Here is a 21,410-nt window from a genome sequence, read left to right as displayed (position 1 = left end):
AGCGGTACACCCCAGCGTGGCCGTCGCGCACAGGGTGCGCTCCCACAGTTGGGGACATCGCAGCGGCTTACATCCACTCGCGGCCGTATCGCGAGCTGTTCAATGAGGCTGAGCCCGCGCGCAGTCAGGTGTTGAAGCAGCTGGGGGATTGGTTGCAGAAGCGGGGGTAGGTTTTCGCTGCCTGCGGTCACCTTGTAGGAGCGCACTTGTGCGCGACCGCAGAGTTGCAGTTCACCGCTTCGCCGGGTTGTCGCGCACAAGTGCGCTCCTACAAGGTGATCGCGGCTTACATCCATTCGCGCTTGCCGGTGAAAACAATCGTCAGCCACTCGGCCCGAATATCGCTGCCCAGCCGACTGGCGATGTCGCTGCGCACCGCATCCACATCCCGCATATCACCCAACGGTCGCGACGCATCCACCAGGATATGGATGTCGATAAACCGCATGCGCCCGATCTTGGCAACGTAGCTGGTGAAATCGAGATAGCCGCGCTCCCCTACCATCGCCGTCATCACATCACGCACGCGCTGGTCGAGCGAATCGGGCGCCAGTTGCAGCACTTCGCGCAGCGCCTGCCACAGGCTGCCAAGGGGCAGCGGCAAGAGCGCGAGCGTCAGCAGCAAGAGCACGGTGGAATCGATGTAGCGCGTCCAGTGGTCAAGCGGGCCGCCCTGCATCACGGCCGCCAGGGCAAAGCCCACCAACACCGCGACGCTGATGGCGCCGCCGATCAGCCAGCCCTTCGCATCCAGTTGCAGCAGTACCGATCCCAGGGCATTGGCCTGGCGGCGCATATATAGCGCCATGGCCACGCTGACCACGCCCATGATCGCCGCCCACACCGCGCCGAAACCAAAGGCGAGCTCGTGGCCGCCGGTCAGCAGGCCATGCAAGGCGGTGAAGCCGCCGTAGCTGCAGATCGCGGTGAGCACCGCCGCATTGAACACCAGCACCAGCGGTTCCAGGTGCCAGTAGCCGAACTGGAAGCGCCGGCTGCCCTCGCTGGTGACCAGATGGGAGACCGCCAGCGATCCGGCCGTGAGCACCACGTCGACCAGCGAGTAGAAACCGTCGAAGGCGAGGGCCTGCGAGCGCATCAGCAAGCCCACGGTGACGCAGGCCACGCCGACCAGGAAGGTCGCGCCGATTGAAAGGCGCAACAGGCTCTGTTCGCGGAAGGTGTCCATGCCCATCCCCTTTTGAGGTCGCAGACATTATGTCTGTAGGAGCGCACCCTGTGCGCGAACGCGACTGCCGAAGTCGCTGCCCCGTCGCAGCGGTCGCGCACAGGGTGCGCTCCCACAAGGGGAGGTTGCACGTCGGATTCGAAACCAGGGAAGCGTTCGTTCTGTTCCTTGGCGATGCGCAGCGTGTCGATCGCCCGACAACACCAAAGTCCGATAGTCGTCATGCGTGCGGTCGACATACTGTGAACGATGGGCGTCCAAACGCCTCCAGGAAAACGCACGCAAGCCGCTCGCCTGCTGCGTTTGTTCTGTAAACAAACCTTCACGTTTTGCATTCAGCTGTCGCGTCAGGATCGGCGAACGCAACGCACGCTTGGTAAGGGGTTGTCATGTCCAGCAAGCCCAGATCGCCTTCCCGTCGCGACTTTTTGCGACAGTCGCTGGTGGCGGTTCCTGCCGTCAGTCTGCTGGGAACCTCCGCCATCGCGCAGACGCAAAGCAGCACGGCCGCTACGCCTGCGGCAGCTGCCACGGCAACGAAGTACTCGCCACGTTATTTCACGGCGCCCGAGTGGGAATTCCTGCAGGCCGCGGTGGAACGATTGATCCCGCCCAATGAAGACGGACCCAGCGCCGTCGAAGCGGGTGTGCCGGAATTTCTCGATCGCCAGATGGAAGCGGCCTACGGCCATGGCGGCCTCTGGTATATGCAGGGGCCGTTCGTGCCCGATGCGCCAGCCACGCTTGGCTACCAGCTGCGCTATACGCCGCGCGAGTTCTATCGCAAGGGCATCGCCTCGGTCGACAGCTGGTGCCAGAAGCAGCACAACCAGAAGTTCTCCGCGCTGCCGGCCGAGCAACGCGACGCCATCCTCCATCAGATGGAGAAGGGTGAAATCCAGCTCGACGATATCCCGGCGATCGCCTTCTTCACCCAGTTGCTGGCCAACACCAAGGAAGGCTATTTCGCCGACCCGATGTACGGCGGCAACAAGCTGATGGGCGCCTGGAAGATGATCGGTTTTCCGGGCGCGCGCGCCGACTACGCCGACTGGATCGAACAGCCCGGCAAGGTTTATCCATTTGGGCCGGTGTCGATCGAAGGGGCGAAATCATGATGCGCATGAAACCGGTCGACGTGGTGCTGGTCGGCTTTGGCTGGACCGGCGCCATCATCGGCATGGAGCTGGTCGATACGGGCTTGAAGATCCTGGCGCTGGAACGCGGCGCTTATCGTGATACCTCGCCTGATTTCACCTATCCGCACAATGCCGATGAGCTCGCTTACGGCATCCGCGGCGAACTGTTTCAACCGCTGGCGCGCGAGACGGTGACGATCCGCCACAACCTCAACGAAACCGCCGTGCCGTATCGCCAGTACGGTTCGTTCCTGCTCGGCAACAACGTGGGCGGCGCCGGCATCCACTGGAACGGGCAGCACTACCGGCCATCGCCGGAAGACCTGGAATTCCATAGCCATATCAGCAAGCGCTACGGGCAGAAATTCATGCCCGAGGACATGCAGATCCAGGATTACGGCGTCACCTACGACGAACTGGAACCCTTCCTCGATCAGTTCGAGTATCTGTGCGGCACCTCGGGTCGCGCGGGCAATCTCAATGGCGAGATCAAGGATGGCGGCAATCCGTTCGAGGGCGTACGCAAGCGCGAGTATCCGAATCCGCCGGTGGCCGACAACTACGGCGCCAAACTTTTTGCCGATGCGGCTCGTTCGAAGGGCTACAAGCCGTTCCCGCAGCCCTCGTCGAATGCGTCGCGGCCGTATACCAATCCACATGGCGTGCGGCTGGGTCCGTGCAATCTGTGCGGCTATTGCGAGCGCTTTGGTTGCTTCATGTATTCCAAGGCGTCGCCACAGACCACCATTCTTCCCGTGCTGATGCGCAAGCCGAATTTCGAGCTGCGCACCAATAGCCACGTGATCAAGATCAACCTCGACTCCACCGGCAAGCGCGCCACCGGCGTCACCTACGTCGATGCGCAGGGCCAGCAGGTAGAGCAGCCTGCTGACCTGGTGATCGTGTCGGCGTTCCAGATGCACAACGTGCGCCTGATGTTGATGTCCGGCATCGGTGCGCCGTACGATCCCAACACCGGCAAGGGTGTGATCGGCAAAAACTACGCGTACCAGATGATGAGCAACGTCAACGTCTTCTTCGACAAGGACGTGGCGATCAATCCGTTCATCGGCGCGGGCTCCGGCGGCAACCAGATCATCGACGAGTTCAACTCCGATCACTTCGATCACGGGCCGCACGGATTCGTGGGCGGTGGTTACATCCTCGGTGGACAGACCGGCGGCCGGCCGATCCAGCAACTGCTGGTGCCACCGGGTACGCCGGCGTGGGGCGAGAAGTGGAAGCGCGCAGCGAAAGACAGCTATCTGCACACCACTGGCGTGCAGTCGCATGGCTCAGTGATGTCCTATCGCGATCGCTATCTTGATCTGGACCCGACCTATAAAGATTCGTTTGGCCTGCCGCTGCTGCGCATCACCTTCGACTGGCACGACAACGAATACAAGATGACGCAATTCCTGACAGATAAGGCGCAGGAGATTGCCGATGCGATGAAGCCCAGGCAAACCTCGCAGACGATACGCAAACCCGGCGGCCACTATGACGTGCGCCAATACCAGACCACGCATACCACCGGTGGCGTGATCCAGGGCAGCTCGCCTGAAACCAGTGCATTGAATCGCTTCCAGCAGAACTGGGACGTGCACAACGTGTTTGTCACGGGCGCGTCGGCGTTCCCGCAGAATCTTGGCTACAACCCGACCGGTCTAATCGGCGGCCTCACGTATATGTCCGTCAAGGCCATCCGCGAGACCTATCTCAAGAATCCCGGGCCTCTGGTGCAGGCATGAACACCTATGCGAAGCCTCGTCGTGGCAGCAGCTTGTGGCGCGTCATCGTCGTACTGGTCGTGCTGCTGGTAATCGTATGGCTGCTTGCCATGCTTTTCCCCGGTGGCGGCGGCGATCCAACGGCAAAGGCAGCGGAGGCCACGCCCGATCAGGTCAAGCAGGGCGAATACCTTGCCCGCCTCGGCGATTGTGCCGCCTGTCACACTGCACCCGGCGGCAAGCCGTATGCCGGCGGCCTGCCGATCGCCTCGCCGATCGGCACGATTTACAGCACCAATATCACGCCCGATCCGGATACCGGCATCGGCAAGTACCGCTATGGCCAATTCGAGCGCGCGGTACGTCGCGGCATCAATGCGGACGGCCATACGCTTTATCCCGCCATGCCGTATCCGTCGTATGCGAAGGTGAGCGATCAGGACATCCAGGCCTTGTACGCCTACTTCATGCACAGCGTGCAACCGGTGAAGCAGGACAACCACGCCGAAGACATCCACTGGCCGCTGTCCATGCGCTGGCCGCTCACCTATTGGCGCTGGCTGTTCGCGCCGAAGGTCTCGCCGATCGAGACCGCCGCCACCGGCGACGCGACCATGGCGCGCGGGCAATACCTGGTGGAAGGCCTGGGGCATTGCGGTGCCTGCCACACGCCGCGCGCATTCACGCTGCAAGAGAAGGCATTGAGTCCGAGGGATGGCCCGGCGTACCTCAGCGGCAGCGTCAACGACAACTGGGTCACGCCCAGCCTGCGCGGCGAACTGGCCAGCGGTCTTGGCAGTGTGCCGGAGGATGAGCTGATCGCCCTGCTCAAATCCGGCCGCACCGAACGCAGTGCCGTGTTTGGCGGCATGAGCGACGTGATCGAGCACAGCACGCAGTACATGAGCGATGCGGATCTCGCTGCCATGGTCCACTTCCTGAAGTCCTTGCCGGCGGCGCGGCAGGAACAGGCGGTGACCTATGACGCGGCCACGCACACGGCGCTCTACAGCGGCAACGTGAGCGCACCGGGTGCGCAGCTGTATATCGACAACTGCGCCACCTGCCATCGCACCGACGGCCACGGCTATGGACAGGTCTATCCAGCGCTTGCCGGCAATCCCGTGCTGAACGGCGAGAATCCCGGCTCCGCTGTGCGCCTGGTGCTGCATGGCGCCACCATGCCGGCCGGCCGCGACGCGCCCACGCAGTTCAGCATGCCGGCCTTCCGCGAGCGGTTGAACAATCAGCAGATCGCGGACATCCTCACCTTCGTCCGCTCCAGCTGGGGTAATCGCGGCGGCGCGGTGACGGCAAATCAGGTGGCGGGTCTGCGCGACAAGCCGCCGGTCGGACAGCCATTGATGACGAGTTACGATCCACGTGTGCGTGATCCCAATGAGCTCAAGGCGGATGCGGAAGACCAGGTCCCGCCAACGCCCGCACCTTCGAAATAACTCCCGTGCACGGCAGCGCTCAACGCGCTGCCACGTCCTTCGCCTCGCTGCCGGACCAGCCGCCACCCAGTGCACGGAACGTAGCCACTGCGGCGCGCGCGTCGTCGGCATGCACGCGGGCAAGCTGGTCGCGCGAAGTTAGCAACTGGCGATCTTCATCCAGCACTTCGATCAGGCTTACCGCACCGCCCTTGTAGGCATCCTGCGCGGCATCGCGGGCCTGCACGTGGGCCTGCACTTCCAGGATCAGATCGCGGTGCTGGGTTTCCAGCTCCGCGAGCGAGACGATGGCGTTCTCCACGTCTTCGGTGGCACGCAACATGGACTGGCGATATTGCGCCAGCGCTTCGGCATTCGCACCCTTGGCCTGCGCCACTTCGGCATCCACGCGACCGAAGTCGAACAAGCGCCAATGCAGGCCCAGCACGGCTTGCGGCTGGAACGCCTGGGAGGAGAACAGCGAGCCGCTCTGCAGGCTTTCAAAACCGAGCAGGCCACCCAGCGACACCTTCGGGTAGTACTCGGCCACGGCAACGCCGATGCGTGCGTTCGATGCGGCGAGCTTGCGCTCGGCGGCGATCACGTCCGGGCGGCGGCGCAGCAGCATGTCCGGGCCGCCATCGGTGCCGATCACCGGCACGGTGAAGGTCGGTGCGTGATCCTTCAGTTCCGCCGCGTAGGTGCCGGGCGCGGCGCCCATCAGCACGTCGAGGCGATTGAGCTGCTGCGCCAGCGTGATGCGCAGCGGCGGCAAGGTGGTCTTGGCCTGCAACACCAGCGCCTGTGCCTGTGCCACTTCGCGCGAAGTCGCCAGGCCACCGGCCAGCCTGTCCTTCACTAGTTCGAGCAGCTGGCTTTCCGTATCGATCTGTTGCTGCGCAAGGCGTATGCGTTCCTGCGCACCGCGCACCTGGAAGTAGCTGTCCGCGGCCTCGGCGGCTACGGAGACGCGCACGCCATCCTGGCTGGCTTCGGCTGCCTGCGCTTCGGCATCCGCCGCTTCGGCGCCACGATGCAGGCCGCCGGCAAGATCAAGCTCCCAGCTTGCGCCAACGCCCAGGGTTTCCAGCGTCTGAGAGCGCTTGTAGCCGGGCGTCTGGCTGGCGATCTCGCCCAGCGGGCCCTTGGTCGATTGATGCTGCTGCACCACCTGGCCATCAAGACTGCCTTGCGGTGCGAGCTGTGCACCTGCCTCGCGTGCGGCCGCGCGTGCCTGGTCCACGCGTGCCATTGCCGCAGCAAGGTCGAGGTTCTGGGCCATCACGCGGCTGATGATGCGGGTGAGTTCTGGATCATCGAAACCCTGCCACCAAACATCGAGCTCCGGTGCGGCACGTGTGGCGTCGCGCTGCTGCAGCATCGACTGGCTGGCGTAGTCGGCATTGGTTTTCACCTCTGGCCGCACATAGTTCKGGCCGACCGTGCAACCGGCCAGGCCGATCAGGGCCGCCGCAAGTGCGCCTAGAGTTAACGAGTGGCGACGCGATGATGAGCGTGACGCGCCGGCAGATGACGAAAGCGAAGTGTTCATCGTGATATCTCGAAGAAAGTAGAAGATCGGATCAGTGCGCATCGGCGGACGGCGCAGCGGGCGGCGCCACCTTGCGCATCAACGGCACCATCGCCGTGGCCACCACAAAGCACAGGCCAATGGCGAGGAAGGCGTCCGCGTAAGAAAGCGTCTGCGCTTCGCGATACGCCAGTTGCCACAGCTGATGCAGCGAGCCATTGGTCGCGTCGTCGACGTTCTGTCCGAGCTCGGCGATATGGCCGGTGGTCTGCGCCAGCCAGCCGTTCATCGCTTCGTTGCTCGCGTTGAGATGTTCGGACAGGCGATAGAAATGCAGATTGGTGCGGTCGTTGAGGATGGTCGCGCACACCGCGATGCCGATGGCACCACCMAGATTGCGCATCAGGTTGAACAGGCCCGAGGCGAGCTTGAGCCGGTTCGGTGCGAGGCCGCCCAGGGTGAGGGTCACCGCCGGCGGCACCGCCAGCTGTTGGGCCATGCCGCGCAGGGCCTGCGGCAGCAGCAGTTCGTGTGCACCCCAGTCATGCGTGATCGGCGTGAAGTCCCACATGGAGATGGCGAACACGGCCAGCCCCGCCATCATGATCCAGCGCAGGTCGTAGCGCTTGGCCAGAAAGGTGTAGAGCGGAATGCTGAGGATCTGGAACACGCCGGTGGAGAACACCGCCTCGCCGATCTGCAGCGCGCTGTAGCCACGCACGCGGCCGAGGAACAGCGGCGTGAGATAGATGGTGGCGAACAGGCCGATGCCGGTGACGAAGGAGAAGAAACAGCCCAGCGCAAAATTGCGGTCGCGCAGTGCGCGCAGATCAACGACGGGATGATCGTAAGTCAGGCTGCGCGCAATAAAGCCCACGCCCGCCAGCCCTGACAGCCACGCCGTGGTGAGGATCACCTGGTCGCTGAACCAGTTCCAGCGCGGACCTTCTTCCAGCGTGTATTCCAGGCAGCCGAGGAAGATCGCCAGCAGCACCATGCCGAGGTAGTCGGCGTGACGCAGCAGGGAATAATCCGAGCGGTCGATATTGACCAGCATCGGCACCGCCACCGCGACGAAGATGCCGGGCACCAGGTTGATGAAGAACAGCCAATGCCATGACGAGTGATCGGTAATCCAGCCGCCCAGCGTGGGCCCAAGCGTGGGCGCCAGCGAGGCGATCGCGCCAATGGTCGCCGCCGCGATCACGCGCTGCTTGTTCTGGAAAAACACGAAGGCGGTAGTGAACACCATCGGGATCATCGAGCCGCCCAGGAAACCCTGCAGCGCGCGGAACACGATCATGCTCTTGATGTCCCAGGCCATGCCGCACAGCATGCTGGTGATGGTGAAACCGATCGCCGACGCAGCGAACAACCAGCGCGTGGACATCACGCGCGACAGCCAGCCCGACAGCGGAATCACCACGATTTCCGCGATCAGATAGCTGGTTTGCACCCAGGCCGTTTCATCCGCGCCCGCCGACAGGCCACCGCCGATATCGCGCAGCGACGCGGACACGATCTGGATGTCGAGCAAGGCGATGAACATGCCCACGCACATGCTGGCGAAGGCGAATACTTTCTGCGCGACGCTGAGCGCGGCCGGATCGATGGGCCCGCTCAGCGGTGCGCTGGCGGCATGAGCGCTCATGGCGTGGCGACCCTGCCGCGCGTGTCCACGTCAGCCACCACGGAAAGACCGGGACGCAGCACGCCCAGTTCGTCGTCCTTGCTGTCCAAGACCACGCGCACCGGCACGCGCTGCACGACCTTGGTGAAGTTGCCGGTGGCGTTCTCCGGCGGCAGCACGCTGAACTGCGCGCCGGTGGCCGGGGCGAGACTGGCGAGATGGCCGTGGAATACGCGGCCAGGCACGACGTCGGCGCGAATTTCCACGGACTGCCCGGCCGTCATGCGGGCGAGCTGGTCTTCCTTGAAGTTGGCGTCCACCCACAGGCCACGCGCCGGCACTACCGACAGCAACTGCGTCCCCGCCGCGGCATAGGCGCCGGTGCGTGCACGGCGGTTGCCGACGACGCCATCCACCGGTGCGCGCAGCTCGGTATAGCCTTGATTGAGGCGCGCAATGTCTTGTTCGGCCTTCGCCTCCTGCAAGGCCGCGCGTGCCTGCTGCTTCTGCGATTCGATCACGTCGATCTGGCGCTGCGCGGCGACCAGCGAGGCATCCGCCTTGTCCGAACCGGCGCGCGCCGTCTTGTACGTGGCATCGGCGCGCTGCGCGCTTTCGATCGACACCGCCGAGCGGCTGGAGAGATCGCGGTAACGCGCTTCGTCGTCACGCGAGCGCTGCGTTTCGGCAGCGGCCGCCGCCACGCTGGCCTGCGCCTGGCGGATCACTGCCAGCTGCAGTTTTTCGGTGGCGTCGAGATTGGCGAGCAGGGCTTCCTGCGCAGCGACTGCACCATCAGCCTTGGCGAGCGCGGCGCGATAGTCGCGATCATCGATCTTCACCAGCAGGTCGCCGGCGTGCACCACCTGGTTGTCAGTCACCGCGACCTGCGTGATATAGCCGGGCACCTTCGGGCCGATCACGGTGACATCGCCACCGACATACGCATCGTCGGTGTCTTCAATAAAACGGCCCACGCTCCACCAGTGGCCGCCATAGATCACGCCGGCGATCACCGCCGCGCCGATGGCGAGCCTGAGCAGCTGCTTTTTCCGGCTGCGGGGGGCGGATTCCGTAACGGCGGGTGCGTCCGCTCGCTCGGCAACGGTGACGGCATTCATGGGAGTGACTCCGGAGACTTGGGATGGGAAAGGGTTTGCAGGGCTTGCGCCCGTGAATTTCGAAATTCGATGCGCGCTCGCATGCGCTCGCTGGCGGCGGGGCCGGCGCGCAATTCGTGGCGTTCGCGGGTGATGGGTTCGCCGGTCTGGCGATCGACCAGCACCGGTTCGACGATGTGCCCCAGCTGGCGATCGATCAGCTCGATGGCCTGGCCTTCCTCGGCGAAGTGCCGGTTGCCCCAGGCCATCATCGCCAGCAGCACCGGGCGGAAATCGCGGCCGCGTTCGGTGAGCACGTATTCGTGGCGCACCGGACGGGTGCTGTAGCGGCGGCGCTCGAGCATGCCGGTTTCCACCAGCATCGCCAGGCGGCGGCTGAGGATGTTCGGCGCGATCCCCAGGCTGGTCTGGAAATCGTCGAAGCGCGTAAAGCCATAAAAAGCGTCGCGCAGGATCAGCATGCTCCACCACTCGCCCACCCGGTCCAGTCCGCGGGCGATCGGGCATTGCATGTTTTCGGCGGTGGTGTGGCGCACGGCGACGGGCCCTACTGCATTAGATGACGATCATCATATAAATGGTAACTTGCGAAATGCAAGTGACTTTTTGTGAGGGCGGCGTGAAGGGCGCCGATGCAAAAAAAATTCGGCCGCGCCCTTGAAACTGGCGAGTACTCGAATTATATGATTTTGGTCATATAAATAATCACCGTTCTCTCCCACCCCGCTACCGGACACACCATCATGAAAATCCAGGGTTCCACTGTCTTCATCACCGGCGCCAACCGCGGCCTCGGTCTCGCCTTCGCCAAGGCCGTGCTGGCCGCCGGCGCGCGCAAGGTCTATGCCGCTGCGCGCGATCCGTCCACCGTCACCCTGCCCGGCGTCGTGCCGGTCAAGCTGGACGTGACCAACCCGCAGGATGTCGCCGCCGCTGCAAAGCTGGCTGCGGACGTGGACATCGTGATCAACAACGCCGGTATCACCGGCGGCACGCCGCTGCTGGACGCGGCCGATGGCGAGGGCAACCTGCGTCGCATCATGGAAACCAATCTGTACGGTGTGTACGCGGTAAGCGCCGCCTTTGCGCCAGTACTGAAAAAGAACGGCGGCGGCGCCCTGGTGAACATGCTCTCCGCCCTGAGCTGGCTGAGCCTGGACAGCACCAGCGCCTACTCGGTGACCAAGGCCGCCGCATGGGCGCTCACCAACAGCTTGCGCATCGAGTTGCGCGCGCAGGGCACCCAGGTGCTCGGCATCCATGCCGGCTACATCGACACCGACATGGTCAGCCATGTCGATGCGCCCAAGACCAGCCCGGCCGATATCGCCGCCCGCACCCTGGAAGCGCTGGAGCGCGACGACGCCGAAGTGCTGGCGGACGACACCGCCAAGCACGTGAAGGCAGGCTTCGGCGCCACGCCGGCGGCTTACCTGGGCGGCTGATCGGCGCCCACGCCGTAGAAACATGCCAAAGACCAGTGGACGGCCATAAGGCCGTCCATTCGGTCGCGAATGGCAGCTTTTCGTTGCACCGCAGTACTGGACGAAAAAGCCCGAGGGAGTCACGCTTACCGTCTCCCCAAGTGCAGGACCGTCCATGAGAACACCCGCCCGTGCCGCCCCGACCTTGCTTGCTGACCTTGGCGGCACCAACGTGCGATTTGCACTGGCTGATACGGGCCGCGCGAACCCGTTGATGGAGGACAGCGTGCGCCGCTACCGGGTCAAGGATCACGACTCGCTGGCCGAAGCCATGCGCGAATACTTCAAGGACACGGGGTTCACCGCACAGCGCGCCATCATCGCCGCCGCCGGTCGCGTCAGCGAAGGCGAAACGGTGAAGGTCACCAACAATCCCTGGCAGGTCGCGGCGCATGCGCTGCAAGCGGAGCTGGGCATGGAAGCGGTGCACCTGGTCAACGATTTCGCCGCGCAGGCCATGGCCGTGCCGCTGCACACCCGCGATCAGCTGTCCTCGGTCGGCCCGCAGCCGATCACCGAACTGGGCACGCGCGAAACACAAACGTTTGTCGTCGTGGGTCCGGGCACCGGTCTTGGCGTGGCTGGCCTGATGCGTCGCGAAGGTCGCTGGATGGTGCTGGAAACCGAAGGCGGCCATGCCGGCTTCGCCGCGCACACCACCGAAGACGTGGAGATCCTGCATCGCCTCAACTCGCGCTTCGGCCGCGTCTCCAACGAACGCATGATCTGCGGCAACGGCCTGGTGAATCTTTACCTCGCCCTGGCCGACATCGCCGGCCAGCCGCCGGAGGAATACACGCCCGAAGACATCACCGCGCGCGCCGAGTCGGGCAGCGATCCGCTGTGCGTGCGCACGGTGGAAACACTCGCGGGCATTTTCGGCAGCGTGGCGGGCGACCTGGTGTTGAGCCTGGGCGGCTGGGACGGTGTCTATCTCACCGGCGGCATGCTGCCGATCCTGCTGCCGTGGCTGAAGCATGGCGGTTTCCGCGAGCGCTTCGAAGCCAAGGGCCGCTTCCGCGAGACCATGGAGCAGGTGCCTACCGTCGCCATGATGCATCCGGATCCGGGTTTGCTCGGCGCCGCCGCACTGGCCGTGCTCGACGCCGGCAAAGCGCTGGTGCCCAACGGCTGAATGTCGTCAGCCGTTGGCGGTGCTCAACGGTATTGGCGCGTCACCACGAGCTTGCGGCMACCGTCGGGTCGATCGGCAAAATAATCGAGCATGGCGACGCCCGTAGTGTTTCGGGCGATCGCCGTGTTCTCGACAAAGGCGGCGCGCGAGCTACCACTGCCGCAGCTCGCTTCGGCACCGTTCGTGCCCAGCGGTGCGAGACCGCTGCTGCAGGCCTCCTGCACCACACGGCCGCTGAAGATCAGATGCGCATAGCCTTCTTGCGCAGTCGCCGTAGTCGCAGCCACGCATGCTGCCAAGCCTGCCGTAGCCATCAGCCTGTTCGTGTTCATTGAGATTCCCCTGTTCGCGTTGATGGTGTCGCCGCACGCGCGATCGGCCGGGGATGTGCATATTTGCGAGGATCGCCAACGGCGCTGCGCCATGGAGCAAGCGCGCCTCGCCTTGCGACGACGTGCGCTCCCCGCCCCCGGCCAGAGTCGCTCGTTCGACGACGCCCACGTTAGGCAGGCCGCGGAACGTTTTCTGTCAGCCGACATCCAGCCCTACATGGCTTCGTGCGTTGCATCACGCTTCCAGGAAGCGCCCGGCGCGAGTGCTACGCTTTAGCACCCTCCCCCAGCTCGAGCGCCTCCCATGCCACGCAGCGATACCGCCTTCCTGTTCGATCTCGACGGCACCCTGGTCGACAGCGTCTACCAGCACGTATTGGCCTGGAAAGAAGCGCTCGATCGCGAAGGCGTGGAGCTCTCGGTATGGCGCATCCACCGCAAGATCGGCATGAGCGGCGGCCTGTTCGCCAACATCCTGCTGCGCGAAACCGGCATCGAAATCACCGAGGAACGCCTCACCCGCCTGCGCACGTGGCACGCCGAGGCGTACAACCGCCAGGCCACGCAAGGCTCGGTGCGTCCGCTGCCGGGTGCACGCGAGTTGCTGGCCTTCCTCACCGACGCGGAAATTCCCTGGGCCATCGCCACCAGCGGTCGCATGACTACCGCCGCGCACAATCTTGAAGCGCTGGGTGTGGATCCTTCGAAAGTCCCGGTGGTGACGCGTGACCAGGTGCGCCACGCCAAACCCGATCCGGATCTTTTCATCGCCGCCGCGCAACAGCTGGGCATCGACATCCATTACAGCCTGGTCATCGGCGACAGCATCTGGGACATGCTGGCCGCGCAGCGCGCTCGGGCGCTTGGCGTGGGGTTGCTGTCGGGTGGTTATGGTGAGGAAGAGCTGGAAGATGCCGGTGCGTTTCGTGTCTATGAAGACCCGGCGGATCTGCTCAAGCACATCGACGAAGTGGTGGCGCGCAGCTGAGAAGCGAGGAGTGAGAGAAGAGGAGCGAGAGTCAGCGGGCCTGCTCCCGCCTCACTCCTCTCCACTCACTCCTGTCTCTTAACTTGCTCCTCATGTTTTCCGGCGATTCATCGCCCCGCAGACACTTGCGCTAGTCTCGGCAGAGGATCCGTAACACCTGGAGGGCTCATGCGCCGTTTCCTCGCCCTGCTTCCCCTCGCGCTGCTCGTCGCGTGCTCGCCCTCGTCGCCACCGCCCGAACAGAAACCACCCGCGCCCAAAGCCACGGCAATCAGCACGCCCGACAACGCCGAACTCGGCTCCCCGCAGTGGTACGAATGGGTCGACGACCGCCTGCACATCACCGACGACGGCCACGGCCCCGACCGCGGCTCCTCGGAATGGAACACCGCCGTTCAGCACAAGCTGGGCCAGGAAGCCCCGCAATCACCGCTGGGATCGCCGCAATGGCAGCAAGCAGTGGATTCGCTGTTGCGCACCAGGCCGGCGATGTAAGGCACCTGGCGAAAACCTTGTAGGAGCGCACTTGTGCGCGACCATCCTACGGAGCGGTACACCGCAGCGTGCTGTCGCGCACAGGGTGCGCTCCCACAAGAGAGAGCTCCAGCCAGCGAGTATTCGTTAGAACCGACAAGCCGCTAGTTGTAGGAGCGCACTTGTGCGCGACAAACCTACGGAGCGGTACACCGCAACTCTGCGGTCGCGCACAAGGTGCGCTCCTACAAGGGAGCTGCATGCCGGCGAGTGACTGTTAGAGCCGACAGGTCGCTATTTGTGGGAGCGCACCCTGTGCGCGACAAACCTACGGAGCGGTACACCACGGCGTGGCTGTCGCGCACAGGGTGCGCTCCCACAAGGAAACGCAGGGCGCTCCCCAAGAGGAGATATCGAGGGTTACAGACTGCCGATCAACCAGGCGCCAACAACGCATCCAAATCGGACTGATCAAAACTCAACTTCTCGCGCGTACCGCCGCCCTCGAGCACCGCCTCCGCCAGCTCCGCCTTGCGCGCCTTCAACTCCTCGATGCGCTCCTCCACCGTGCCGCCGGTGATCAGGCGGAACACGAACACCGGCTTGTCTTGCCCAATGCGATGGGCGCGATCAGAAGCCTGCGCTTCCGCCGCCGGATTCCACCACGGGTCGTAATGGATCACGGTGTCGGCTGCGGTGAGGTTGAGGCCCACGCCGCCGGCCTTCAGCGACAGCAGGAACAACGGCACCTCGCCTTCCTGGAACTGGCGCACCGGCTCAGCGCGGTCGCGCGTTTCGCCAGTGAGCGTGACGTAGCGAATGCGATGGCGATCCAGCTCGTGCGCAATCAGCTTGAGCATTTCGGTGAACTGCGAGAACAGCAACACCTTGCGGCCTTCCGCCAGTAGCGCGGGCAGCATGTCCATCAGCAATTCGAACTTCGCCGAATCGCGCACGCCGCGTGCCGCTTCCAGTTTCACCAGGCGCGGATCGCAGCAGACCTGACGCAACTTCAACAACGCATCGAGCACGACGATGCCGCTGTGCGAAATGCCGCGCTGAGCGATGACCTCGCGCAGTTCTTCCGCCAGCGACAGGCGCAGGCTTTCGTAGAGTTCGCGCTGACGACCCTCGAGGATCACGCGACGCGTGATCTCGGTCTTCGGCGGCAGCTCGCTCGCCACCTGCGACTTGGTACGACGCAGGATGAAGGGCGCAAGGCGGCGATTGAGTCGATCCTGGCAATCGGTATCGCGATGACGTTCGATCGGCACGCGATAGTGACGGCGGAACGCGCCTTCGTCGCCGAGCAGGCCGGGCACCGACAGATCCACCTGCGACCACAGTTCGCCCAGGTGATTTTCCAGCGGCGTGCCGGTGAGGCAGATGCAACGTGGCGCGCGCAGGCTGAGCACAGCGCGGCGTGCCTGCGTGCGCGGGTTTTTCACCTGCTGCGCTTCGTCCAGCACGATCAGCGAGAACGGTTGTTTGCGCAGCGACACCACGTCGCGCGGCAGCAACGCATAGCTGGTGAGGATCAAGTCGTGCGTGGCGATCTGCGAGAAGTCGCCACTGCGCTGCGGACCATGCAACGCCAGCACGCGCAGCGCAGGCGCAAAGCGCGCCACTTCGGCGAGCCAGTTCGGAATCAGGCTGGTCGGCACCACCACCAGCGCCGGCTCAGTCAGCGCGCCGCTGTCTTTCAGCGACAGCAGATGCGTGATCAGCTGCAGCGTCTTGCCCAGGCCCATATCGTCCGCGAGCACACCGCCCACACCGGCTTCGGCCAGCGCATTGAGCCAACGCAGGCCTTCGCGCTGATACGGACGCAGCTCGACGGTGAGGCCTTCGGGCACCACATCGCTTGCGCGCTCGGCGGCGTCACGCAGTCGTGCGGTGAATCCACGCAGAGCGTCAGGCGCGACGAGTTCGCCACCGGTAGGCAATGCCTCGACCAGTTCTTCCAGACGGCCAGCCTGCACGCGCGGCAGATGGAGCTTCTTGCGCGGACGTTCGAGGTACTCGGCCAGCGGCGCCAGCAAGCCTCGCAGTTCTTTCAGACGCACCGGCACACGGCGACGTTCATCGACCGGCGCGTACCACACGGCGTCTTCCGGCTCGTTCGGCACCGGGCTGAGGTTCAACTGATGATCGGCCAGCGCCTGCGCCACGGCGGGCAGCAGGTTGTGGCGCTTGCCTTCCACTTCGATGCCGATTTCCAGATCGAAGGCGTGGTCGTCGGTGTCTTCCACCGCATTGCCGTACCAGCGCACCGGACCTTCGAGCACTTCGAACGGGAAGCTCGGCGCGTAGTCGAGTACGAAGCCTTCCACTTCCAGCTTGGGTCGCAGCGCCAGCCAGCGTGCCGGCGTGTTCACTTCCAGCGCGCCTGCGTAGCCCTTGCCGGGGAACAGCCAGGCATCCTCGGGCAGCGTGTCTGCGAGATCCCAGGGCAGGCCTTCGGTATCCACACCGGGCGTGAGGCCGGCGCGTTCCAGCTGTTCCATCGCCGAGAGTTCTTCTGCACGGCGGCGGATGATTTCCACCAGATGCCCATTGCGCACACGCCGCACCAGCGGCTCGCCTCCGCGTCCGGGCAGACGCTCGCCCGCGTAGTCAAAGTTGAGGCGCGCATAGGCCAGTGGTGGCGTGCCTGCCGCCAGACGGGCATGGCGGGTGAGCGCGTGCAGGGTCAGTACCGGCTTGGGCGACAGCTCCGCACGACGCAGCTCGCCCAGCACCTGCGGCAACGGCAGGCGATGCGAAAGGCGGCTACCCGGCAGCGCGTCGCGAAGTATCTGGCTGTATTCGTGCTTCAGCGCCGGCAGGTCGAGCCAGGACGTTTCTTCCAGCGGCGCATCCAGATGGCCCATCTCCGCGCGCTCGGCATCGAGGTACCACAGCGCATCGATGCGCAGCACGCGGTGATTGGCCGGCATGCACGGCATCAGGCGCTGGCTGCCGTCGTTCTCCAGGTGCCATTGCCAGTTGAGCTGATGGCCCTTGCCGCGCGACAGGCGCAGGCCGGCCAGGCCGCCGAGGAAGCACGGCGTGGTGTCGAGGATTTCCGCCAGCAGCGCATCGCCCACGTGGCCTGACAGGCGCGCATAGGTGCGGCTCTTGCGCAGGGTCTGCGGCAGGCCGAGCACCGTGGCTGCCAGGCGTTGTTCATGCGGCTGCAGTGGCTGTTGCGACAGGTGTTTGCTGTCGAACGGCGTCGGGCGCACGTAGCGGGTCTGGTCGGCCATCGCCAGCAGCACCGGCGCCACATCGACATGCGCGTAGGCCACGCCCTCTTCCGGCACCACATCCAGGAAGAAGCCCAGCACCAGGGGCTCCGCTGGCGCGAGCGGTGCCGCCTGCGCCAGCAGCTTGCGCCAGACGCCGGGCAGCGGCTCGCTGACGGCAGCGTCGTCGCGTTGCGTGTGTCGTTTATCGTCCGGTGACTGCATGCGCATTCGATCCAGGGCGACCAAAAGATTCAGCTTAGCAAGGGTCTTGCGTGCGTGCGCGTCTCACGCACCGGTTTTTTCAAACCGATGCGCGTTTGGATGACGGAACCGTTCAGCGTCGGCGACGGAACGATGGAGCAACGGCTTACGCCGACGGAGTAAACAGGCCGTGCGGATATTCCGGCTTCTGCTCACGGCTCATCAGGCGCTTGAGTCCTTCGGCTGGCGTCACCTCGCCATGCAGCACGGCGCGCACGCCGCTGCTGATGGGAAGGTCCAGGCCGTGCTTGGCGGCCAGTCGCGCCACTTCGTCGGCGGTGAGCACGCTCTCCACCACCTGGCCGATCTCGCGCACAGCCTCGTCGATGGCCTTGCCGCGACCCAGCGCCAGGCCGAGGCGACGGTTACGCGAAAGATCACCGGTACACGTGAGCACCAGATCGCCCAGCCCGGCCAGACCCATCAGGGTTTCCGGCCGCGCACCGAGCGCCATACCCAGGCGCAGCATTTCGTTCATGCCGCGGGTGATCAGGCCGGCGCGCGCATTGAGGCCCAGATCCATGCCGTCGGCCACGCCGGTGGCGACAGCCAGCACGTTTTTCATGGCGCCACCCAGCTCGGCGCCGAGCACGTCGCTGCCGGAATACGCGCGGAAGTTCGGCGCGTGCAGGATCAGCGCCATTTCATGGGCGAACGCGGCGTCGTCCGAATGCACGGTGACGGCGCTGGGCATGCCCGAGGCCACTTCCTTGGCGAACGAGGGGCCGGTGACCACCGCCGCTGCGCGGCCCGGGAAGCGCTCGGCCACCAGTTCATGCAGGAAACGGCCGGTGCCCGGCTCAAAGCCCTTGGTCGCCCAGGCAATGCGCGCGTCGGGCTCCAGGTGCGGCGCCATCTCCTCCAGCATCGAGGCAAAGGCATGGCTGGGCACCACGATCAGCACGACCTGGGCGCCGCGCAGCGCGGCGGCCAGATCCGCTTCGTAGTCCAGCTCAGCCGGCAGCTCGACGTCGGGCAGATAGCGCTGGTTGCAATGGGTTTCGGCCATCGCCTTCAGCGCGGAGGCGTCACGCCCCCACAGCCGGGTCGGCACTTGATTGCGGGCGGCCAGGGCCGCCAGGGCGGTGCCCCAGGAACCGGCACCGAGTACGGCCAGGGTCGGACGCTCAACCATGAGCACAGACTCTTGGATTAGCTGTTGAGCGTCGGGACGGCGCTGCCGCCGAGGATGCGGCGCTGCTGTTCGGCATACAGCGCGTCGAAGTTGATCGGCTGCAGCAGGAACGGCGGGAAGCCGCCTTCCAGCACCAGCGACGACAGCATCTGGCGGGCGTACGGGAACAGCAGGTTCGGGCAGTAGCTGTTGAGGATGCCGGCCAGGTCTTCTTCGGAGAAGCCGGAAATGCCGAACACGCCCGCCTGGTGCACTTCGGCCAGATAGGCGGTGCGGTCGTTCAGCGAGCAGGTCAGGGTGAGGCTCAGCACCACTTCGTACAGGTCATTGCCCATGTCGGCGGACTTCTGGCCCAGGTTCAGCTGGACCTGCGGCTGCATCTCGGTCTCGCCCACTTCCTGGAAGATCTGCGGGGCGTTGGGCGCCTCGTAGGAAACGTCCTTGATGTAGATCTTCTGCAGCACCAGCTGGGGCTGGCCGGCCTGGCCGTTGGCGGAAACGTCTGCCATGGGGTATTCCTCGTAAGTGTTCGGTGCGTGAAAACGCAAAGGGTTTAATTGTTCCATACATCCCCGCGGCCCGCCATGCGCCCGGAGCCCCGGTTGAGCAAATATTGCGCACCGGCCTGTATTTCTGGGAGAATAGCCGGCTCGACCATGCCGACCCGATCCATCGGGCACGTCCGCCACGCGATACGGACCTCACGGCAGGCACGAAAAGCACCATCTCCAGCATCGCGAGGCCTTAGGGCCGCTGGGCCGATGCCGCCCTGGCTAACGGGTGGCAAACGCGCCTTTGGGCGCCTAACAGGAGGTCATCATGGCCCGTATTTGCCAAGTCACCGGAAAGGGTGTGCAGACTGGTAACAACGTCTCGCACGCAAACAACAAAACTCGCCGCCGCTGGTTGCCGAACCTGCATGAGCGCCGCTTCTGGGTCCCGAGCGAAAACCGCTGGGTGAAGCTGCGCGTTTCCAACCATGCCCTGCGCACGATCGACAAGAACGGCATCGAAGCCGTCCTGGCCGACCTGCGTTCCCGCGGCGAAAAGATCTGAGGATTGAGCCATGGCTAACAGCAAGCAAGACAAGATCCGCCTGATCTCTTCGGCCGGCACCGGCCACTTCTACACCACGCAGAAGAACAAGAAGAACACCCCGGAAAAGTTCGAGTTCAAGAAGTACGATCCGGTGGTCCGCAAGCATGTGATCTACAAGGAAGGCAAGATCAAGTAAGCCCTCGGGTTTAGTTGACGCTTCCACGAAAAACCCGCCGAAAGGCGGGTTTTTTGTTGCCCCGGCCTTGACTGCCCGACCCGCGGCAGCAAGGAGGCGAAGCCCGCACCCTTGCCCTGCTTCGCCTCCTTTCCGATGATGGCACGGCATGGCATCCCCTATCGCACTGTTCCATTCGCTGCTGGACACTACCGACTGGTCCCGTCTGGCACCGGCGGTGCAGCGCATGCACGCCGAGGGCAGCGTGATCGAAGCGAGCGGGCGGGCTGAAGTCGACGGCGCGCGCCACCTGTTCGCCCGCCTGCTGCGTCGGCTGCTGACGCTGCCCGAGCCCGGACATGACCAGCGCATCGCACTGACCATCGAACGGCATGCCACCCATGAGCGCTGGACCCGGCGTTTCGCGCGGGGCTGCATGCGCTCGACCTTGCATCCGGGCGGACCGGCCCCGCTGCGGGAAGCACTGGGACCGGTATCGCTGCATTTCAGCTTGCAGGGCAACCACGACGCCATCGACTGGCAGCTCCACCGCGTCACCCTCCTTGGCCTGCCGGTTCCACGCGCACTGCACGGCCGGGTGCGCTCGCGCAGCGGCGCATGCGATGGCCGCTATACCTTCGACATCGATGTGCACCTGCCCCTGCTGGGGCATTTGGTCGCCTATCGCGGCTGGCTGGAGATCGACCATGTCCGCTGAGTTCGAGCATCCCGTGATCGTCTTCGATGGCGTCTGCGTGCTGTGCAGCCGATGGGTGGATTTCATCCTGCGCCACGACCGCGCCGGCAGCCTCCGGCTGGCGGCGATGCAGGGGACGCAAGGGCGCGCCCTGCTGCTCGCGCACGGACTGTCACCCGACGATCCCGCCTCCTTCCTGCTGGTCGATGACGGCCACGGTTACAGCGATACGGACGCCATCGCACGCGTTCTGGAGCATCTGGGCGGTCGGTGGCGTGGCGTCGCCGCCACTTTGCGCATGATCCCCAGGCCGTTGCGCGATCCCGCGTATCGCTGGATCGCGCGCCATCGTTACCACCTGTTCGGCAAGCGCCAGCAATGCCGCCTGCCCGAACCGGAGCAGGCCTGGCGTTTCATCGACTAGCCCCTGTGGGAGCGCACCCTGTGCGCGACAGTCACGCTGGGGTGTATCGCTTCGTAGGTTTGTCGCGCACAGGGTGCGCTCCCACAGTAGATCTGCAGCTCTCGGCTCCGGCTCTTGGCTCCGGCTCTTGGCTCTTGGCTCTTGGCTCTTGGCTCTTGGCTCTTGGCTCTTGGCTCTTGGCTCTTGGCTCTTGGCTCTTGGCTCTTGGCTCTTGGCTCTTGGCTCTTGGCTCTTGGCTCTTGGGGGGTCCCCGTATGACGC

At 64.7% G+C, this 21,410-nt stretch carries 20 protein-coding genes; 11 read left to right on the top strand and 9 right to left on the bottom strand.

The window, feature by feature from the left end:
* Nucleotides 1–286 precede the first annotated feature (286 nt).
* Entirely contained in the window at nucleotides 287–1,189 is a 903-nt protein-coding gene (locus AC1DMG_RS09810; protein ID WP_441602049.1) for a cation diffusion facilitator family transporter, read from the bottom strand.
* 389 nt (nucleotides 1,190–1,578) lie between these two features.
* Here AC1DMG_RS09810 and AC1DMG_RS09805 point away from each other — a divergent pair, with 389 nt between their 5' ends.
* Genes AC1DMG_RS09805 through AC1DMG_RS09795 form a run of 3 tightly spaced genes read left to right on the top strand, consistent with a single transcriptional unit; the run spans nucleotide 1,579 to nucleotide 5,515 of the window.
* Nucleotides 1,579–2,307, top strand: a complete 729-nt coding sequence (locus AC1DMG_RS09805) for a gluconate 2-dehydrogenase subunit 3 family protein (RefSeq protein ID WP_441602048.1) — start codon at nucleotides 1,579–1,581, stop codon at nucleotides 2,305–2,307.
* Complete coding sequence (locus tag AC1DMG_RS09800) at nucleotides 2,304–4,079, top strand: GMC family oxidoreductase (RefSeq protein ID WP_441602047.1); 1,776 nt, start codon at nucleotides 2,304–2,306, stop codon at nucleotides 4,077–4,079. Before AC1DMG_RS09805 ends, AC1DMG_RS09800 begins: the two co-directional genes overlap by 4 nt.
* Nucleotides 4,076–5,515, top strand: a complete 1,440-nt coding sequence (locus AC1DMG_RS09795; protein WP_477180469.1) for a c-type cytochrome — start codon at nucleotides 4,076–4,078, stop codon at nucleotides 5,513–5,515. The genes AC1DMG_RS09800 and AC1DMG_RS09795 overlap by 4 nt, the downstream gene beginning before the upstream one ends.
* A 19-nt stretch (nucleotides 5,516–5,534) precedes the next feature.
* Here the strand turns inward: AC1DMG_RS09795 and AC1DMG_RS09790 are convergent, their stop codons facing one another.
* From AC1DMG_RS09790 to AC1DMG_RS09775, 4 genes are read right to left on the bottom strand one after another with little or no spacing between them, the layout of a single operon-like run.
* Nucleotides 5,535–7,046 carry an efflux transporter outer membrane subunit gene (locus tag AC1DMG_RS09790; RefSeq protein ID WP_477180468.1) on the bottom strand — a complete coding sequence of 504 codons (1,512 nt, stop codon included), beginning with the start codon at nucleotides 7,044–7,046 and terminating at the stop codon, nucleotides 5,535–5,537.
* Between the two features lie 31 nt (nucleotides 7,047–7,077).
* Nucleotides 7,078–8,676, bottom strand: a complete 1,599-nt coding sequence (locus tag AC1DMG_RS09785; RefSeq protein ID WP_441602044.1) for a DHA2 family efflux MFS transporter permease subunit — start codon at nucleotides 8,674–8,676, stop codon at nucleotides 7,078–7,080.
* On the bottom strand, nucleotides 8,673–9,776 hold the full coding sequence (locus AC1DMG_RS09780; RefSeq protein WP_477178530.1) for an HlyD family secretion protein: 1,104 nt from the start codon (nucleotides 9,774–9,776) through the stop codon (nucleotides 8,673–8,675). The genes AC1DMG_RS09785 and AC1DMG_RS09780 overlap by 4 nt, the downstream gene beginning before the upstream one ends.
* Nucleotides 9,773–10,312 carry a winged helix-turn-helix transcriptional regulator gene (locus tag AC1DMG_RS09775; RefSeq protein ID WP_441602042.1) on the bottom strand — a complete coding sequence of 180 codons (540 nt, stop codon included), beginning with the start codon at nucleotides 10,310–10,312 and terminating at the stop codon, nucleotides 9,773–9,775. Before AC1DMG_RS09775 ends, AC1DMG_RS09780 begins: the two co-directional genes overlap by 4 nt.
* Before the next feature lie 207 nt (nucleotides 10,313–10,519).
* Between AC1DMG_RS09775 and AC1DMG_RS09770 the strand changes: the two genes are divergently transcribed.
* Together AC1DMG_RS09770 and glk are read left to right on the top strand one after the other, a co-directional pair.
* Nucleotides 10,520–11,221, top strand: coding sequence for an SDR family oxidoreductase (locus AC1DMG_RS09770; RefSeq protein ID WP_441602041.1), 702 nt, complete (start codon nucleotides 10,520–10,522; stop codon nucleotides 11,219–11,221).
* Between the two features lie 154 nt (nucleotides 11,222–11,375).
* On the top strand, nucleotides 11,376–12,395 hold the full coding sequence (glk, locus tag AC1DMG_RS09765; protein ID WP_441602040.1) for a glucokinase: 1,020 nt from the start codon (nucleotides 11,376–11,378) through the stop codon (nucleotides 12,393–12,395).
* 23 nt (nucleotides 12,396–12,418) lie between these two features.
* Here glk and AC1DMG_RS09760 read toward each other — a convergent pair whose 3' ends face one another.
* Complete coding sequence (locus AC1DMG_RS09760) at nucleotides 12,419–12,727, bottom strand: hypothetical protein (protein ID WP_477180467.1); 309 nt, start codon at nucleotides 12,725–12,727, stop codon at nucleotides 12,419–12,421.
* Nucleotides 12,728–13,031: 304 nt separating this feature from the next.
* On the opposite strand from AC1DMG_RS09760, the gene AC1DMG_RS09755 reads away from it, so the two are divergent.
* Both AC1DMG_RS09755 and AC1DMG_RS09750 read left to right on the top strand, forming a co-directional pair.
* A complete protein-coding gene (locus tag AC1DMG_RS09755) occupies nucleotides 13,032–13,715 on the top strand; it encodes an HAD family hydrolase (protein WP_441602037.1) in 684 nt (227 codons plus the stop codon).
* Nucleotides 13,716–13,883: 168 nt separating this feature from the next.
* Nucleotides 13,884–14,210, top strand: a complete 327-nt coding sequence (locus tag AC1DMG_RS09750; protein WP_441602036.1) for a hypothetical protein — start codon at nucleotides 13,884–13,886, stop codon at nucleotides 14,208–14,210.
* 413 nt (nucleotides 14,211–14,623) lie between these two features.
* Here the strand turns inward: AC1DMG_RS09750 and AC1DMG_RS09745 are convergent, their stop codons facing one another.
* The 3 genes from AC1DMG_RS09745 to secB form a co-directional block, all read right to left on the bottom strand.
* Complete coding sequence (locus AC1DMG_RS09745; RefSeq protein WP_441602035.1) at nucleotides 14,624–17,641, bottom strand: DEAD/DEAH box helicase; 3,018 nt, start codon at nucleotides 17,639–17,641, stop codon at nucleotides 14,624–14,626.
* A gap of 145 nt (nucleotides 17,642–17,786) precedes the next feature.
* Entirely contained in the window at nucleotides 17,787–18,815 is a 1,029-nt protein-coding gene (locus tag AC1DMG_RS09740; protein WP_441602034.1) for an NAD(P)H-dependent glycerol-3-phosphate dehydrogenase, read from the bottom strand.
* 17 nt (nucleotides 18,816–18,832) lie between these two features.
* The gene (gene secB / locus AC1DMG_RS09735) at nucleotides 18,833–19,324 is read right to left on the bottom strand and encodes a protein-export chaperone SecB (protein WP_441602033.1); all 492 of its coding nucleotides are present in this window, start codon (nucleotides 19,322–19,324) and stop codon (nucleotides 18,833–18,835) included.
* Between the two features lie 310 nt (nucleotides 19,325–19,634).
* On the opposite strand from secB, the gene rpmB reads away from it, so the two are divergent.
* The 4 genes from rpmB (at nucleotide 19,635) to AC1DMG_RS09715 (ending at nucleotide 21,149) form a co-directional block, all read left to right on the top strand.
* Nucleotides 19,635–19,871 carry a 50S ribosomal protein L28 gene (gene rpmB, locus AC1DMG_RS09730; protein WP_046971178.1) on the top strand — a complete coding sequence of 79 codons (237 nt, stop codon included), beginning with the start codon at nucleotides 19,635–19,637 and terminating at the stop codon, nucleotides 19,869–19,871.
* 10 nt (nucleotides 19,872–19,881) lie between these two features.
* Complete coding sequence (rpmG, locus tag AC1DMG_RS09725) at nucleotides 19,882–20,049, top strand: 50S ribosomal protein L33 (RefSeq protein WP_008211962.1); 168 nt, start codon at nucleotides 19,882–19,884, stop codon at nucleotides 20,047–20,049.
* Nucleotides 20,050–20,197: 148 nt separating this feature from the next.
* Nucleotides 20,198–20,746 (top strand): DUF4166 domain-containing protein, encoded by a 549-nt coding sequence (locus AC1DMG_RS09720; RefSeq protein ID WP_441602032.1) that lies wholly within the window; start codon nucleotides 20,198–20,200, stop codon nucleotides 20,744–20,746.
* Nucleotides 20,736–21,149, top strand: coding sequence for a thiol-disulfide oxidoreductase DCC family protein (locus AC1DMG_RS09715; protein WP_441602031.1), 414 nt, complete (start codon nucleotides 20,736–20,738; stop codon nucleotides 21,147–21,149). Before AC1DMG_RS09720 ends, AC1DMG_RS09715 begins: the two co-directional genes overlap by 11 nt.
* Nucleotides 21,150–21,410 lie beyond the last annotated feature (261 nt).

The sequence above is a fragment of the Dyella sp. 01N36 genome (genome assembly GCF_056399745.1).
This window is presented reverse-complemented; position numbering and strand designations above follow the sequence as displayed.

What these genes read in the sequence shown, in the direction of transcription:
- secB (WP_441602033.1), bottom strand. Translation starts at nt 19,324, where the DNA reads ATGGCAGACGTTTCCGCCAACGGCCAGGCCGGCCAGCCCCAGCTGGTG.
- AC1DMG_RS09715 (WP_441602031.1), top strand. Translation starts at nt 20,736, where the DNA reads ATGTCCGCTGAGTTCGAGCATCCCGTGATCGTCTTCGATGGCGTCTGC.
- AC1DMG_RS09800 (WP_441602047.1), top strand. Translation starts at nt 2,304, where the DNA reads ATGATGCGCATGAAACCGGTCGACGTGGTGCTGGTCGGCTTTGGCTGG.
- AC1DMG_RS09750 (WP_441602036.1), top strand. Translation starts at nt 13,884, where the DNA reads ATGCGCCGTTTCCTCGCCCTGCTTCCCCTCGCGCTGCTCGTCGCGTGC.
- AC1DMG_RS09720 (WP_441602032.1), top strand. Translation starts at nt 20,198, where the DNA reads ATGGCATCCCCTATCGCACTGTTCCATTCGCTGCTGGACACTACCGAC.
- AC1DMG_RS09740 (WP_441602034.1), bottom strand. Translation starts at nt 18,815, where the DNA reads ATGGTTGAGCGTCCGACCCTGGCCGTACTCGGTGCCGGTTCCTGGGGC.
- AC1DMG_RS09810 (WP_441602049.1), bottom strand. Translation starts at nt 1,189, where the DNA reads ATGGACACCTTCCGCGAACAGAGCCTGTTGCGCCTTTCAATCGGCGCG.
- rpmG (WP_008211962.1), top strand. Translation starts at nt 19,882, where the DNA reads ATGGCTAACAGCAAGCAAGACAAGATCCGCCTGATCTCTTCGGCCGGC.
- AC1DMG_RS09770 (WP_441602041.1), top strand. Translation starts at nt 10,520, where the DNA reads ATGAAAATCCAGGGTTCCACTGTCTTCATCACCGGCGCCAACCGCGGC.
- AC1DMG_RS09745 (WP_441602035.1), bottom strand. Translation starts at nt 17,641, where the DNA reads ATGCAGTCACCGGACGATAAACGACACACGCAACGCGACGACGCTGCC.
- AC1DMG_RS09780 (WP_477178530.1), bottom strand. Translation starts at nt 9,776, where the DNA reads ATGAATGCCGTCACCGTTGCCGAGCGAGCGGACGCACCCGCCGTTACG.
- AC1DMG_RS09805 (WP_441602048.1), top strand. Translation starts at nt 1,579, where the DNA reads ATGTCCAGCAAGCCCAGATCGCCTTCCCGTCGCGACTTTTTGCGACAG.
- glk (WP_441602040.1), top strand. Translation starts at nt 11,376, where the DNA reads ATGAGAACACCCGCCCGTGCCGCCCCGACCTTGCTTGCTGACCTTGGC.
- AC1DMG_RS09795 (WP_477180469.1), top strand. Translation starts at nt 4,076, where the DNA reads ATGAACACCTATGCGAAGCCTCGTCGTGGCAGCAGCTTGTGGCGCGTC.
- AC1DMG_RS09755 (WP_441602037.1), top strand. Translation starts at nt 13,032, where the DNA reads ATGCCACGCAGCGATACCGCCTTCCTGTTCGATCTCGACGGCACCCTG.
- rpmB (WP_046971178.1), top strand. Translation starts at nt 19,635, where the DNA reads ATGGCCCGTATTTGCCAAGTCACCGGAAAGGGTGTGCAGACTGGTAAC.